The organism is Bacillus sp. PPSBB_2, assembly GCF_045291115.1.
Taxonomy (GTDB): domain Bacteria; phylum Bacillota; class Bacilli; order Bacillales; family Bacillaceae_G; genus Bacillus_A; species Bacillus_A cereus.
Window position 1 is genome coordinate 5,705,631 of the sequence record NZ_CP147983.1, and the last position, 14,506, is coordinate 5,720,136.

The following is a 14,506-nucleotide window of genomic DNA, read 5'->3' on the forward strand; positions in this document are numbered from 1 at the left end:
GGTCCTAAAGAATAGAAAGGTCTTTTCTCATGAAAACAAATAAAATTCTAAAAAACGCATCCTACCTCTTTGTAGGAAACATTACTGTCCGTTTTGTACTGGCTATTGCAACAATTCTCTTTGCACGATATGTTTCTCCAGAGGATTACGGTATGTTTACAACTGCATTAGCTGTTTCAGCTGTTATTTGTTACTTTACAGATGCAGGTTTAACACATACATTTATGCGTGAAGGAACAAGAAGCGATGCTAATATTAGCGTACTCATAAGTAGTTATTTGCGTATTCGTTTAATATTAGCTATCGTAATTTCTGTACTTTTCGCTATTTTTGCCCAGTTCTTCTATCCCGACGCTTACTTACGTGCGATGGTATATTGGGTTGTTCTACCAACGATGTTCGGAGCAACCTTACAAGGTGTTGGTATGGCTTACTTCCAAGTTACAGAGCGCATGCAATTTACAGCTATTATTTCTGTACTACAAGGTGTAACAGCTGCTGCTGCCCTATTATTAGGGATGTATTTTCAATGGTCACTTATGATGGTTGCTGCCATGTACGGGGTATCTAGTCTTGTAACAGGTGTTATTGCCTTTATAATGACAATACGCTATACGAAAGTACATAAGGGTTGGGATAAAGGTATTTTAGATCAACTACTTATTTTCACAATCAATGGAATCATCATTATGCTCTTACCACAATTAGGGCCTATTATATTAGAAAAAGTTTCAACATATAAGCAAGTTGGATTCTTTGGTGCTGCATATAAAATACCTGCCGTACTATATCAAATACCTGGAGTAATTGCAGCTGCCTTTTATCCAAGGCTTTTTGCTTTTGGTAATGAGCAAAATATTGAAGAACATAGAAAATTATCAAGCTTTGAACTAAAACTTATGTCTTTTTTAGGAATGGGAATTTCTATCCCCTTTATTGCTGATCCAAGTTTCTGGATTGTTAGTTTATTAGGAGAAAAATACGCTCCCGCTGGTGACGCTCTTGCTATTTTAGCGTTTATGGTTATTTTACAATCAATTAACTATCCACTAGCCGATAATTTAACAACGATTGGCCAGCAATGGAAACGTGCAACAACAATGACTATTGGATTGGTTGTTGCCATCATAGGTTATATTGTATTAGGTAGTAAATATGGAATGATGGGAGCAGCTGCCGCAGCTATCCTTACCGAAATTACACTATTAATCGGATTTACCCTCTTTATTCGTAAAGGCATGCAATTATTAGTTAAAGGAATTATATTTAATTCCTTAGCCTTTATTATTAGTTACGGTATATACCGAATTGCATTAATCAACTTACCGCCACTAATTGCTTTAACTCTTACTGGTATACTATACGGTATAATTGGAATTGGAATTGATCCTCAAATACGTGGATTTGTTTTAGGGTTTATAAAACAAAAGCTCATTCGCAAACATGCTTAAAAGCAAAAAGCTTTTCCTATTTAAAAATGGAAAAGCTTTTTGCTTTTTTTATATACCATCATTTTTCTTCAGTAAAAAAATGCTATATATTCCAGCTCAAATTGACTTACTTTCTGAAAATGCCTTATACTAAATTATATATAAACTATGAAATTCAACGCTTGTAAAAATATATATGCTTCAACAAAAATATATATTTTCTCATGTTAAAACTAAAGAACACACCTTTAAAAATTGGTGTGTTTTTATATGCTACCTAAAAACTAGTTGCTACATGTAACGACTTTCAAAGGAGGATTATCAATTTTTATGAGCATAAAGCCGAATAATAAATTCTTTTCCAAGAAAACAATGATAATTATACCAATATTATTATTGTGCGCTTTTGCTTTTCATTATTTCTTTTTAACATCTAATCAAGCCTTTTCTGGTACAGGGGATGCGTTACGTCAATTTGGCTTTTTTACGTTTCTTCTACAACATGCCTTTAAAGATGGCAACCTTTTTTGGTCTTTTGATTATGGATTAGGTGGAGATTTATTTGGAGAGTTTAGTTATTATTACAGCACATCACCGTTTTTCTGGATTACACTGTTACTACCTAAACTAAGTCTTGAGCAAGTATATGACGTGAAATTATACATGAGTATTTTAAAAAACTTTTTAGCTATGGTATTCATGTATGGTTCTTTACGTTACCATAATAAAACAGCATTCTCATCTTTTGTTGCTGCTATTATATATGGTGGCTGTATTACTTTCATCCGCCACTCTTTACTATGGGATTTCATGGCTGATGCCATTGTATTTTTACCATTAGTAATATGGGGACTTGATAAATATATTATTGAAAAGAAGCACGGCCTTTTCCTAATCGCTGCTACTTTAATGTTAGCATCAAACTTTTATTTTGCTTTTATCACAAGTATTTTCATATTTATTTATGCATTATTCCAATACTTTGCGACACAACAAAATAAAACGATTGTCTCTTTTCTAACTTATTATATTAGAATCGGTTTATTGTACGGATTATCACTCGGTTTAGCCGCCGTTTGCTTCCTCCCATCAGTTAATGCCGTATTTAGCGCTGATCGACTATCAAAAAAGTTTGAGATACCATTATTATTTGAAGATAAATTTTATAAAGATTTAATGGAAAATATTTTCTTCATGTATAATGCTGAAAATCATCAATTAGCTTTACCAGCTTTAATTTTATTCTTAATCGTATTTGGAATGTTTATACGTGATAAACTCGTTAAGAATAAAGTATTCTTTACGTTATTCATGTTCATTCTGTTTATGCTTCCATATACATATTCTATGTTTAATGGTTTTTCAGCAATGCAATCTAGATGGTTTTATTTATTTGCATTTGTAATTACCCAAACAATTGCATACATTCTAGATTGGATGATTATTCATAAGAAAGACTACAAATTACCTTATTTAATAAGTTTATTAGTGTCTATTGGATTATTCATTTATGCATTTTATAGAAAGGCAAATATAAATGTAACTGATAAACCTTTACAAGACGTTGATAACATTTTACTCGGAACTGTCGTTCTTTCTGTTATTACAGTATGTTTATGGCGTTATATTTCTAAACCTTTCATACAATTTTTAGTTGTATTGAACGTACTCATTAGCACAATTTCTATGAATTATATGTATGCGAATAATATACTTAGCACAGTTTACGGACAGAGCCAGATTTCAACTGAAAAGTTACACGAACCAGGCTATGATAATCAAGAAGAAATTGCTGCAATTCGCTACATACAAGAAAATGATAAAGACTTTTATCGTATTCTTAATCCATATAGCGAATATAACACACCAATGCTACAAGGATATCATGGCGTAAGTACGTATCAAAGCTTGGTTAATTATTATGTCCATGACTTTATGAAAAATAAATATGGCGTATTCCAAATGTACGATACACCTTCGATGTTTTATCAAGCTGATAGTCGACTACTACTCGAAAATATGCTAGGTATAAAATATCGCGTATTAAGTGCTGATACAGATTCAAAGAATGTACCTTATGGATATAAACTATTACAGCAAGTAGGACCATATAATATTTACAAAAATGACTATGCTTTACCGTTAGGATATGTATATGATTCGGCTATAAGTGAAGAAGAATTTTCTAAATTAAACTTCGCTCAGCGTGATCAATTATTATTACATGCTGTTGTCGTTAATAATACAAAAGAATTTTCATTAAACCATTTTAATAAACAAGACCTTAAATCAAAGGCAGTATCTATTAAAACGGAAAAAGCAAAATTCGAAAACATGAAAAAACAAGAAAATAAACTAATTGTTCATGGCTTTGGAAATATGATTGTACCTATCAATTATCCTGATACACCTGGTGATCTACTCATAGAATTAAAATTAAAAAATGCAGGCACATTCAATGCAACTGTTAATGGAAAAACGATAGGAAAAGGGGACGATGCTGGTGCATACTCTTATCCGTTAGAAAGGTTTGTTTACAATTTGGGCAATGAGCGTCCAGAAAACCTAACTATCTCTATTGATATGGCAGGTGAGTATGAATTAGGTGACTTGCAAGCAAATATTGTAAACTATGAAAGTATACAAAAAGAAACAAAAAAACTAACTGAAAATAGGCTTGAAAATATTTATTATAAGAACAATTATTTAAAAGGGGATATCAAATCAAATAAAGACGGGCTCTTATATCTATCTGTCCCATATAGTAAAGGCTGGACTATAAAAATTGATGGGAAAGAAACAGAATTTACGAAAGCGAATTCTGCCTTTATCGGTGTTCCAATTACAAAAGGTTCACATGTAATCGAAATGACTTACGTTACACCTTACTTCAAATTAGGTATGACTATATCAATCATCTCACTAATTATCTGTATAGCTTTACTAATTTTCAAAAATCCAAAAGCACGACGAAAATTTTCTTTTAAAAAGCAATAATGAGCACTTAATGAATCATGAAGCTATCTATTTAGATAGCTTCCTAAAATAATATCTAAATATTATTTTAATCCACTACAAACAAGGAGTGTCAAACATGACCCTTTCAATAGTTGTACCATGCTACAATGAAGAAAAGGTGCTTCGAGCCTTTTATTCAGAGACTTCCCTTGAAATTCATAAATTAACTACCGATTATGAATTTGTTTTTGTTAATGATGGTAGTAAAGATGATACTTTAAATATTTTACGTGATTTAGCTAGTGCAGATTCATCGGTACACTACATATCATTTAGTCGAAACTTCGGAAAAGAAGCTGCAATGTTAGCTGGTTTAAAATATGCTACAGGTGATGCAATTGTTATTATGGATGCTGACTTACAACACCCTCCTACGTTAATAAAAGAACTGTTAGAAGGATATAACGACGGCTACGACCAAGTCATTGCAAAAAGAACAAGAACTGGTGATTCACCCGTTCGCTCTTTCGTCTCTCGTCTTTACTATAAAGTGATGAATAAATTTGTAGATATTGAATTAGTAGACGGTATTGGTGACTTTAGACTTTTAAGTCGAAGAGCAGTAGATTCTTTATTATCTTTAAGTGAATACAACCGATTTTCAAAGGGCTTATTTTCTTGGATCGGTTATAACGAATTAATCATTGAATATGAAAATGTATTACGTTCTGATGGAGAAAGTAAATGGACCTTCTCGAAATTATTAAATTATGGAATTGATGGTGTAATTTCATTCAATAATAAACCGTTACGTCTATCTATATATCTTGGATTACTAACAACCATTTTAGGACTTTTATACGTAATCACTACGTTCGTTCAAATCATCCTCGGTGGTGTGGAAGTTCCTGGTTACTTTACTCTCATTTCCGCTATACTATTTATTGGCGGTATTCAACTCATATTCCTAGGTGTTATTGGTGAATATATCGGTCGTATTTATTATGAAACAAAACGTAGACCGCATTTTATTGTAGCTGAAAAGAAAGTTAGTGAAGTTAAACAAAAGGCATAACCAAAAAGTTACTTCTGTAGGAGAAGTAACTTTTTTATATACTAACATTTACAAACACTTCTTTTGAAAAAATATACATTTTGAAATGATAGCATTATATGAAAGAATTTAGTATCATGATTCAAGGTACTATTTCAAGTTGGACGGAGGATACTATGAGCTTATTAACAGTTGAAAAATTAGGACATACATTTGGCGATCGTACATTATTTAAAGATGTATCTATGCGATTATTAGCAGGTGAGCACGTTGGATTAGTTGGTGCAAACGGTGTTGGTAAATCAACATTCATGAATATCATTACTGGTCAGCTTATTCATGACCAAGGTCGCGTAGAATGGACACCGGGCACACATTACGGCTACTTAGATCAGCATACTGTTTTAACACCTGGGCGTACAATCCGTGACGTACTAGCGGATGCATTTTTACCGTTATTCGAAAAGGAAAAAGCTTTAAATGAAGTTACAGAAAAAATGGGAACTGCTACACCAGAAGAACTAGAAGAACTTCTTGAGCAAATGGCAGAAATACAAGATGCACTTGAAGCAGGTGGTTTCTACTTACTAGATATGAAAATTGAAGAGGCTGCACGTGGTCTTGGAATTGATGCAATTGGTTTAGATCGTGATGTTTCAGCATTAAGTGGTGGACAACGTACAAAGGTATTGCTTGCAAAGCTATTACTTGAACAGCCAGAAGTGTTATTGCTTGATGAACCTACTAACTATTTAGACGTTGAACATATTCATTGGTTAACAAATTATTTGAAAGAATATCCACATGCATTCTTATTAATTTCTCATGATACGGAATTTATGAACAAATGTGTTGATGTTATTTTCCATCTAGAATTCACAAAAATGACACGCTATACAGCGACATATGAAAAATTCCTAGAACTAGCAGAAATCAATAAAAATCAACATATAAACGCTTATGAAAAACAGCGCGAGTTTATCAAAAAGCAAGAAGACTTCATTGCAAAGAACAAAGCTCGTTATTCAACGACAGGTCGTGCAAAGAGTCGTCAAAAACAACTTGATCGCATGGAGCTTATTGATCGTCCGGAAACAGCAATTAAACCGGAATTCTCATTTAAAGAAAGTCGTGCAAGTAGTCGCTTCGTCTTTGAAGGTGAAAATGTAGAAATCGGATATACACATCCGCTACTACCAAAGCTATCAATGACGATTGAACGTGGTGAAAAAATTGCTATTGTTGGATGTAACGGTGTTGGTAAATCAACGTTACTAAAAACAATCTTAGGTAAAATTAAACCTTTAAGCGGTAAAACAAGTCTTGGTGACTTCTTAGAGCCTGCATACTTTGAACAAGAAGTTAAAGCTGATAATATAACACCAATTGATGATGTATGGAATACATTCCCTGGCCTAGACCAGCATCAAATTCGTGCGATGTTAGCAAAATGCGGATTAAAAAATGAACATATTTCTCGCCCATTAAGTCAATTAAGTGGTGGAGAACAAGCAAAAGTTCGTTTATGTAAGCTAATGGGTGAGGAAAGTAACTGGCTATTATTTGATGAGCCGACAAACCATCTTGATGTTACAGCAAAAGCGGAACTTAAGAAGGCTATGAAAGCATATAAAGGAACAATTCTCCTTGTATGTCACGAACCGGACTTCTATGAAGATTGGATCACAAAAGTTTGGGATGTTGAAGAATGGTCTCAAAATAGTAAGTAGTCTTTAAGAAAAAACTCCTTGTGTAGACAAGGAGTTTTTTACTTATTTTTATTAAGAATTTTTTATATTGTAGTATCCTATAAGGCGTAATCGAAATTCTTTTAATTCCGGATACGCCTCTAAATTTGCTAACATACCTCTAATTACCGGAATTCTTGGATTAAGCAATCGTATTTCCGCCTCTAAAACATCTAATGTAACCAACAGCTCATCATCCTCTAATTGATCAGCTAAAGTGCGCTTAAATACAATAATCTCTTTTAAAAAATGTTCTTTAACTTGTTCCTTAATAAGCTCTGATTTACAAAGGAATTCTCCAAGCTTTTCTTCATGTAAAATAGGTTCTTCCGAAGATTCTACTAAGCCATCTACTAAATGATCTACTCTTTTTAAAATAAAAGCAGCGACATACGATAAATCAATTTCTGGTGCTTGTAAAATAATTAACTCTAAATAACCACGGCATATGCCTTCTACCATAATTACTAAATCCAATAAATATGGCATAACCTTTTCACCATAAATGGACAATAAACTATTCCGATAAAATGCATGAGACTCTAACTTCATCCGCATCATAAATTCTTCTACTTCTTTATTAAACGGAATCGCATTTTCTCTCGCATGCATAATAATAAATTCTTTATGCTTTTGTATATCATTAAACTGACAATGTAATTGTTTTGCAAATTTTTCACGTGGTAATAAAGACTCTTGTTCAATATCCAGCATTTTCTTTTGGATTTTGTCATAATAATATCGAAGTGTCGCTAATAAAAGCTCATCTTTCGATTTAAAATATAAGTAAAAAGCTCCCTTAGATATACCACTAGCTGTCACAATTTCCTGCACTGATGTCGCATTTACACCCTTAGTAGCAAATAACTTCATAGCCGATTCTATAATTAAACGCTCTTTTTCTTTCATATCTTCTCTCCTAAATTTAATCTCGCATCTTATTATAAATGTATTATACCATCTCTTTTTATTGACGATTGACCGAACGGTCAGTTATATTATGTATTAGACTGACCAGTTGGTCAATATAATAAAAAGGAGCGCAAACATGAACAAAATCATCAATTTCTCGTTAAAAAATAAGTTCGCAGTTTGGCTACTAACCATTATTGTTACTATTGCGGGGATCTACTCTGGACTCAATATGAAGCTGGAAACAATCCCTGATATTACAACACCAATTGTGACGGTAACTACGGTCTATCCTGGTGCTACACCAGAAGAAGTAGCTGATAAAGTTTCAAAGCCGATGGAAGAACAACTACAAAATTTAAGCGGTGTTAACGTTGTGAGTTCATCATCTTTTCAAAACGCATCTTCTATTCAAGTAGAATACGATTTTGATAAAAATATGGAAAAAGCAGAAACAGAAATTAAAGAAGCTCTCACAAATGTAAAACTCCCAGAAGGTGTTAAAGATCCTAAAGTTTCACGAGTAAACTTCAATGCCTTTCCAGTTATTTCGTTAAGCGTGGCAAGTAAGAATGAATCTTTAGCTACCTTAACTGAAAATGTAGAAAAAAATGTTGTACCAGGATTAAAAGGACTTGATGGTGTTGCATCTGTTCAAATTGCTGGCCAACAAGTAGATGAAGTACAGCTTGTCTTCAAGAAAGATAAAATGAAAGAACTAGGACTAAGTGAAGATACCGTAAAAAATGTGATTAAGGGATCGGATGTATCTTTACCACTTGGCTTATACACATTTAAAGACACGGAAAAATCAGTTGTTGTAGATGGCAATATTACAACGATTAAAGCGTTAAAAGAACTTAAAATCCCAGCTATACCTTCCTCACCTAACGGTCAAGGTAGTCAAAATGCTGGCGCTGGTGCACAAACGCCGCAAATGAATCCAGCTGCTATGAACGGGATTCCAACAGTTACATTAGACGAAATTGCTGACATTAAAGAAGTTGGGAAAGCAGAATCTATTTCTCGAACAAATGGAAAAGAAGCAATTGGAATTCAAATTGTGAAGGCCTCTGATGCAAATACAGTTGATGTTGTAAATGCAGTAAAAGATAAAGTAAAAGATCTTGAGAAAAAATATAAAGATTTAGAGATCATTTCAACATTCGACCAAGGTGCACCTATTGAAAAATCAGTTGAAACAATGCTGAGCAAAGCAATTTTCGGTGCTATCTTTGCGATTGTTATTATTATGCTGTTCCTACGAAATATTCGAACAACGTTAATTTCTGTCGTTTCAATACCACTTTCTTTATTAATTGCTGTTTTAGTCATAAAGCAAATGGATATTACGCTTAACATTATGACACTTGGAGCAATGACCGTTGCTATAGGCCGCGTTGTCGATGACTCAATTGTTGTTATTGAAAATATTTACCGACGTATGTCGTTATCAGAAGAGAAATTACGTGGAAAAGATTTAATTCGTGAAGCTACGAAAGAAATGTTTATCCCGATTATGTCTTCCACCATTGTAACAATTGCTGTATTTTTACCGCTTGGACTAGTAAAAGGTATGATTGGTGAAATGTTCTTACCATTCGCCTTAACTATCGTCTTCGCTTTATTAGCATCATTACTAGTAGCAGTTACAATCGTACCGATGCTAGCTCATTCCTTATTTAAGAAAGAGAGCATGAGGGAAAAAGAAGTACATCATGAAGAAAAACCAAGTAAATTAGCAAATGGGTATAAACGCATACTTGCATGAGCTTTAAATCACAAAATTATTACATCAAGTATCGCTGTCCTTCTATTAGTTGGTAGTCTTGCACTTGTACCAGTTATCGGTGTAAGTTTCTTACCTTCTGAAGAAGAAAAAATGATTATTGCAACATATAATCCTGAACCAGGTCAAACGTTAGAAGACGTTGAAAAAATTGCAACAAAAGCTGAGAAGCACTTCCAAGATAATAAAGACGTCAAAACAATTCAGTTCTCATTAGGTGGAGAGAATCCAATGAGTCCTGGTCAATCAAACCAAGCAATGTTCTTCGTGCAATATGATAACGACACGAAAAACTTTGAAAAAGAGAAAGAACAAGTCGTTAAAGATTTACAGAAGATGTCTGGCAAAGGCGAATGGAAAAACCAAGACTTCGGAGCAAGTGGCGGTAGTAACGAAATTAAACTATACGTTTATGGAGATAGCTCAGAAGACATTAAGCCTGTCGTAAAAGATATTCAAAATATCATGAAGAAAAATAAAGACTTAAAAGATATAGATTCTAGTATTGCAAAAACATATGCAGAGTACACTTTAGTCGCAGATCAAGAAAAGCTGAGTAAAATGGGCTTAACGGCTGCTCAAATTGGAATGGGACTTTCTAATCAACATGATCGCCCTGTTCTGACAACAATTAAAAAAGACGGTAAAGATATCAATGTATATGTAGAAGCTGAAAAACAAAATTATGAAACAATCGATGACTTAACAAATCGCAAAATTACAACACCACTTGGTAATGAAGTAGCTGTGAAAGATGTTATGACTGTAAAAGAAGGTGAAACATCGAATACAGTAACACACCGAGATGGACGTGTTTATGCAGAGGTTAGTGCCAAATTAACATCTGATGACGTTTCAAAAGCATCTGCTGCAGTACAAAAAGAAGTAGATAAAATGGATCTTCCTTCTGGTGTAGATGTTTCTATGGGCGGTGTTACTAAAGATATTCAAGAATCATTCAAGCAACTTGGCCTAGCGATGTTAGCTGCGATTGCCATTGTATACTTCGTTCTTGTCGTTACATTTGGTGGTGCCCTAGCACCATTCGCAATTTTATTCTCGCTACCATTTACAATTATTGGGGCTCTTGTTGCCTTATTAATCTCTGGTGAAACATTAAGTGTATCTGCAATGATTGGTGCGCTTATGTTAATCGGTATCGTTGTAACAAACGCAATCGTGCTTATCGACCGCGTTATTCATAAGGAAAATGAAGGACTATCAACACGTGAAGCTTTATTAGAAGCTGGTGCAACACGCCTTCGTCCAATTTTAATGACTGCAATTGCAACAATCGGTGCTCTTATCCCGCTTGCATTAGGATTTGAAGGTAGTGGCTTAATTTCTAAAGGACTTGGCGTAACGGTAATTGGTGGATTAACAAGTTCAACGTTATTAACACTTCTTATTGTTCCAATCGTTTATGAAGTATTAAGCAAATTTAAAAAGAAAAAAACAAAATAACAAAAAAATAACCTCGCTAACTGCGAGGTTATTTTTTATTTCCAAACAAGATTAGGAAATCGCCATAGCCTTCTTTCTCTAATTCCTCTTTTGGAATAAATCGAAGAGCTGCGGAATTAATACAGTAACGAAGGCCATTTGGTCCTGGACCATCTGGAAATACGTGCCCAAGATGTGAATCTCCTTCTTTACTTCTCACTTCTGTACGTGTCATATTATGACTCACATCCATCTTTTCTTTCACACTTGCTGACATCACTGGTTTTGTAAAACTAGGCCATCCACATCCACTATCAAATTTATCTAGAGAAGTAAACAACGGCTCACCTGAAACGATGTCTACATAAAGACCTTCCTCTTTATGGTTCCAATACTCATTTCGAAATGGTGGTTCTGTACCATTTTCCTGTGTTACATAATACTGCATCTCATTGAGTTTTTCTTTTAAATGAGCATTATCCTTTGGCCAATGTTGCTTAATAAAAGCATCTCGTCCTGAGCCTTTACGATATAACTCATAGCGGAATGTGTTTTTCTTATGGTATCCTTGGTGATATTCTTCAGCTGGATAAAATGTAGCTGCTGGTAGTATTTTTGTCGCAATTGGTTTTGAAAAGCGTCCACTCTGCTCAAGCTCTTCTTTTGAGGTCTCTGCTTTTTTATGTTGTTCTTCATTATGATAAAAAATCACCGTTTCATAAGACTGTCCGCGGTCGTGGAATTGTCCACCAATATCAGTCGGATCAATTTGTCTCCAATATATATTTAACAATTCCTCATACGGCATTTTATTTGCATCAAATGTAATTTGTACTGCCTCATAATGTCCCGTCGTTTCTGAACATACTTCTTTATACGTTGGATTCTCTTTATGACCACCTGTATAGCCAGAAACAACCTTTATAATCCCTTCCATCTCTTCAAATGGCGAAACCATACACCAGAAGCACCCTCCAGCAAATGTAGCCAATTCTACCTTTTCATTTACAGCCATTACTTCACCCCTATTCTATGTTCTGCTTACAGTATGGCATAAGAAACATCATATTATAAAAGAAAAAGCACCGAACATCGATGCTTTTTCTTTACTTCACTTTATTTTTTCCAACATCCTTCTCCATTTCATCACTTGTCACGTCTAAAACATCTAATAAGAAGATGAAGATTGGAATACCGATAATTAATCCCCATACACCTAAGAAGTGTTCTGAGAAGATTAATACCATAAATGTATAGAAAATCGGTAAATTTGTTTTTTGCGACATAAACTTCGGGTTTAATACGTAACTTTCAAGCGCATGAATCACTGTTACGATAACCAAAATATAAACAACGTACATGATACCGCCAATATTGTAAGCAATCATACAAAGTGGGAATAACGAAATGATAACCCCTGCTACTGGAATTAAGCCAAGCAAGAAAATCATTAACGCTAAACCTAATAATTGTGGGAATCCTAATATCCATAATGCGATAACTGAAAGAACACAGTTAACAACAGCAATTAAAAATTGCGCTTCGATTACCTTTCCAAATGAACGTGCAAATTTCTTTCCGAAGTACTCAATTTCAGTATAGAAAATTGCAAGCCTGCTTTCTTTAAACTTTGCAGTAAAACCGACAATACGAGATTTTTCTAATAAGAAAAACAAACTCAAAATTAAAGAAAGTAAAACTTGAAGGCCAAATTTACCAACATTCGTAATCGATTTATACAAAATGTCTACGCCTTGTCCTACATATTTAGAAAGCTCCATATGATTGACAGCATTAACTGCATACTTAATTAGTTCACTATCTGGTGGGTTTCTTAAAAATACATTGAATTGGTAAATCAGTTGTGAAATTTGTATCGTCAATACTGGTAAATATTTAAATAGCGTAATAGCAATTCCACCAATTAACATTACATATAGAAACGCTATAATAATTTTTCGATTAATAGGCATGAAATGATCTAATTTGCGTGAAATAAACTTTTGGAATCGATCCATTAAATACGTGAGAATAAACGTAATTAATATTAAATTCAACATACTTTGCAGCCCGTATAACACGAGAGCAAGTATTACTAATACGAGTAACCTCTGGAATCCTTTGCTTTGAAACAGGTTTTTTATTTGCATAATCGACGAATACTCTCTCCTGTCCTATAAACTAAAACGTTAATAAGTAGATTTCTCTCTCTTTTCTACTTTTAATTATTCATTCATATTAAGATTTTTATAAACTCATTATATGCCTACCTTACCAGGTATATAGTAGCCTACTTCTTATTTTACAATACAATGACCTAATTCAAAACGTATTCTACATAGTATTAATGAAGATTTAAGGAAACTTACATTTTTTAATAGGTCTTACCACTACTGTAACATAAAAAGCAAGCTATCAGTAGAAATCTGTCCTACAAATAGCTTGCTTTTCTTATTTTTTAAGTAAGTTTTACTATCCAATGAATGGCATGAACATTGGGATGACAACTACTGTTACAACCCCAACTACCGTTACAGCAATACTTGCCATCGCTGCCTCTACCTCACCCATTTCAATTCCTACTGCAACTCCTAATGCATGACCCGCTGTTCCAAGTGCTAAACCTTTTGCAATCGGATGTTTCACTCTAAATGTTTTTAAGAATAATGCTCCTAATGCGTATACGATAACTGCGTTGAAAATAACTGCAAACGATGTAATTGCTGGAATACCACCAATACTTTCTGAAATTGGTAACGCAATTGCTGTTGTTGCTGCTTGTGGTAGCATTGAATTCATTACTGCTGTATCTAAACCGATTGCTTTTGCAACAATGAACACGACAATTACTGAGCAAATAGATCCAACCACGATAGCTGATAAAATTTGCCACCAATATTTTTTCAACTTATCAACTTGTTTATATAGTGGGATAGCGAATGCAATTGTTGCTGGCTCTAAGAAGAAACTAATCATTTTTCCGCCAGTATTATATTCTTCAAAAGTAAAGTTACCTACCTTTAGAAATACAATCCCTAATACCATCGCCACGAATAATGGTGTAAATAGGAAGAACCCTTTTGAATGCTTGAATAATAATGTTCCGATTCCGTATGCGATTAATGAAACGACGATTCCGAAATATGGAGTCATTGTGCTTGCCATGTTCATT

General features: G+C 33.9%; 8 protein-coding genes and 2 pseudogenes. 5 read left to right on the top strand and 5 right to left on the bottom strand.

From position 1 onward, the window contains the following. Positions 1 to 29 precede the first annotated feature (29 nt). The 4 genes from V6946_RS29045 (at position 30) to V6946_RS29060 (ending at position 7,172) form a co-directional block, all read left to right on the top strand. The gene (locus V6946_RS29045) at positions 30 to 1,451 is read left to right on the top strand and encodes an oligosaccharide flippase family protein (protein ID WP_006919811.1); all 1,422 of its coding nucleotides are present in this window, start codon (positions 30 to 32) and stop codon (positions 1,449 to 1,451) included. A gap of 309 nt (positions 1,452 to 1,760) precedes the next feature. Next, a complete protein-coding gene (locus V6946_RS29050; protein ID WP_006919812.1) occupies positions 1,761 to 4,427 on the top strand; it encodes a YfhO family protein in 2,667 nt (888 codons plus the stop codon). A 97-nt stretch (positions 4,428 to 4,524) separates the two neighbouring features. Continuing rightward, entirely contained in the window at positions 4,525 to 5,463 is a 939-nt protein-coding gene (locus tag V6946_RS29055; protein WP_000175825.1) for a glycosyltransferase family 2 protein, read from the top strand. A gap of 155 nt (positions 5,464 to 5,618) precedes the next feature. Continuing rightward, positions 5,619 to 7,172, top strand: coding sequence for an ABC-F family ATP-binding cassette domain-containing protein (locus tag V6946_RS29060; RefSeq protein WP_000055410.1), 1,554 nt, complete (start codon positions 5,619 to 5,621; stop codon positions 7,170 to 7,172). 51 nt (positions 7,173 to 7,223) lie between these two features. Here V6946_RS29060 and V6946_RS29065 read toward each other — a convergent pair whose 3' ends face one another. Continuing rightward, positions 7,224 to 8,099 carry a TetR/AcrR family transcriptional regulator gene (locus tag V6946_RS29065; RefSeq protein ID WP_006919813.1) on the bottom strand — a complete coding sequence of 292 codons (876 nt, stop codon included), beginning with the start codon at positions 8,097 to 8,099 and terminating at the stop codon, positions 7,224 to 7,226. 139 nt (positions 8,100 to 8,238) lie between these two features. Between V6946_RS29065 and V6946_RS29070 the strand changes: the two are divergent. Further along, positions 8,239 to 11,355 (top strand): annotated as a pseudogene (locus V6946_RS29070) (efflux RND transporter permease subunit). 28 nt (positions 11,356 to 11,383) lie between these two features. Here the strand turns inward: V6946_RS29070 and msrB are convergent. The 4 genes and pseudogenes from msrB to lrgB all read right to left on the bottom strand — a co-directional run bounded on the left by msrB (position 11,384) and on the right by lrgB (position 14,499). Continuing rightward, entirely contained in the window at positions 11,384 to 11,836 is a 453-nt protein-coding gene (gene msrB / locus V6946_RS29075; protein WP_224201069.1) for a peptide-methionine (R)-S-oxide reductase MsrB, read from the bottom strand. A gap of 45 nt (positions 11,837 to 11,881) precedes the next feature. Further along, a pseudogene (gene msrA, locus V6946_RS29080) lies at positions 11,882 to 12,349 on the bottom strand (peptide-methionine (S)-S-oxide reductase MsrA); the annotation flags it as partial. Between the two features lie 91 nt (positions 12,350 to 12,440). Next, positions 12,441 to 13,484 carry an AI-2E family transporter gene (locus V6946_RS29085; protein WP_001166010.1) on the bottom strand — a complete coding sequence of 348 codons (1,044 nt, stop codon included), beginning with the start codon at positions 13,482 to 13,484 and terminating at the stop codon, positions 12,441 to 12,443. 322 nt (positions 13,485 to 13,806) lie between these two features. Then, entirely contained in the window at positions 13,807 to 14,499 is a 693-nt protein-coding gene (gene lrgB / locus V6946_RS29090) for an antiholin-like protein LrgB (RefSeq protein WP_000168869.1), read from the bottom strand. Positions 14,500 to 14,506: the final 7 nt, after the last annotated feature.

Excerpts from the sequence above, each read along its gene's own strand:
- V6946_RS29045 (WP_006919811.1), top strand. The coding sequence starts at position 30 with ATGAAAACAAATAAAATTCTAAAAAACGCATCCTACCTCTTTGTAGGA.
- V6946_RS29050 (WP_006919812.1), top strand. The coding sequence starts at position 1,761 with ATGAGCATAAAGCCGAATAATAAATTCTTTTCCAAGAAAACAATGATA.
- V6946_RS29055 (WP_000175825.1), top strand. The coding sequence starts at position 4,525 with ATGACCCTTTCAATAGTTGTACCATGCTACAATGAAGAAAAGGTGCTT.
- V6946_RS29060 (WP_000055410.1), top strand. The coding sequence starts at position 5,619 with ATGAGCTTATTAACAGTTGAAAAATTAGGACATACATTTGGCGATCGT.
- V6946_RS29065 (WP_006919813.1), bottom strand. The coding sequence starts at position 8,099 with ATGAAAGAAAAAGAGCGTTTAATTATAGAATCGGCTATGAAGTTATTT.
- V6946_RS29085 (WP_001166010.1), bottom strand. The coding sequence starts at position 13,484 with ATGCAAATAAAAAACCTGTTTCAAAGCAAAGGATTCCAGAGGTTACTC.
- lrgB (WP_000168869.1), bottom strand. The coding sequence starts at position 14,499 with ATGGCAAGCACAATGACTCCATATTTCGGAATCGTCGTTTCATTAATC.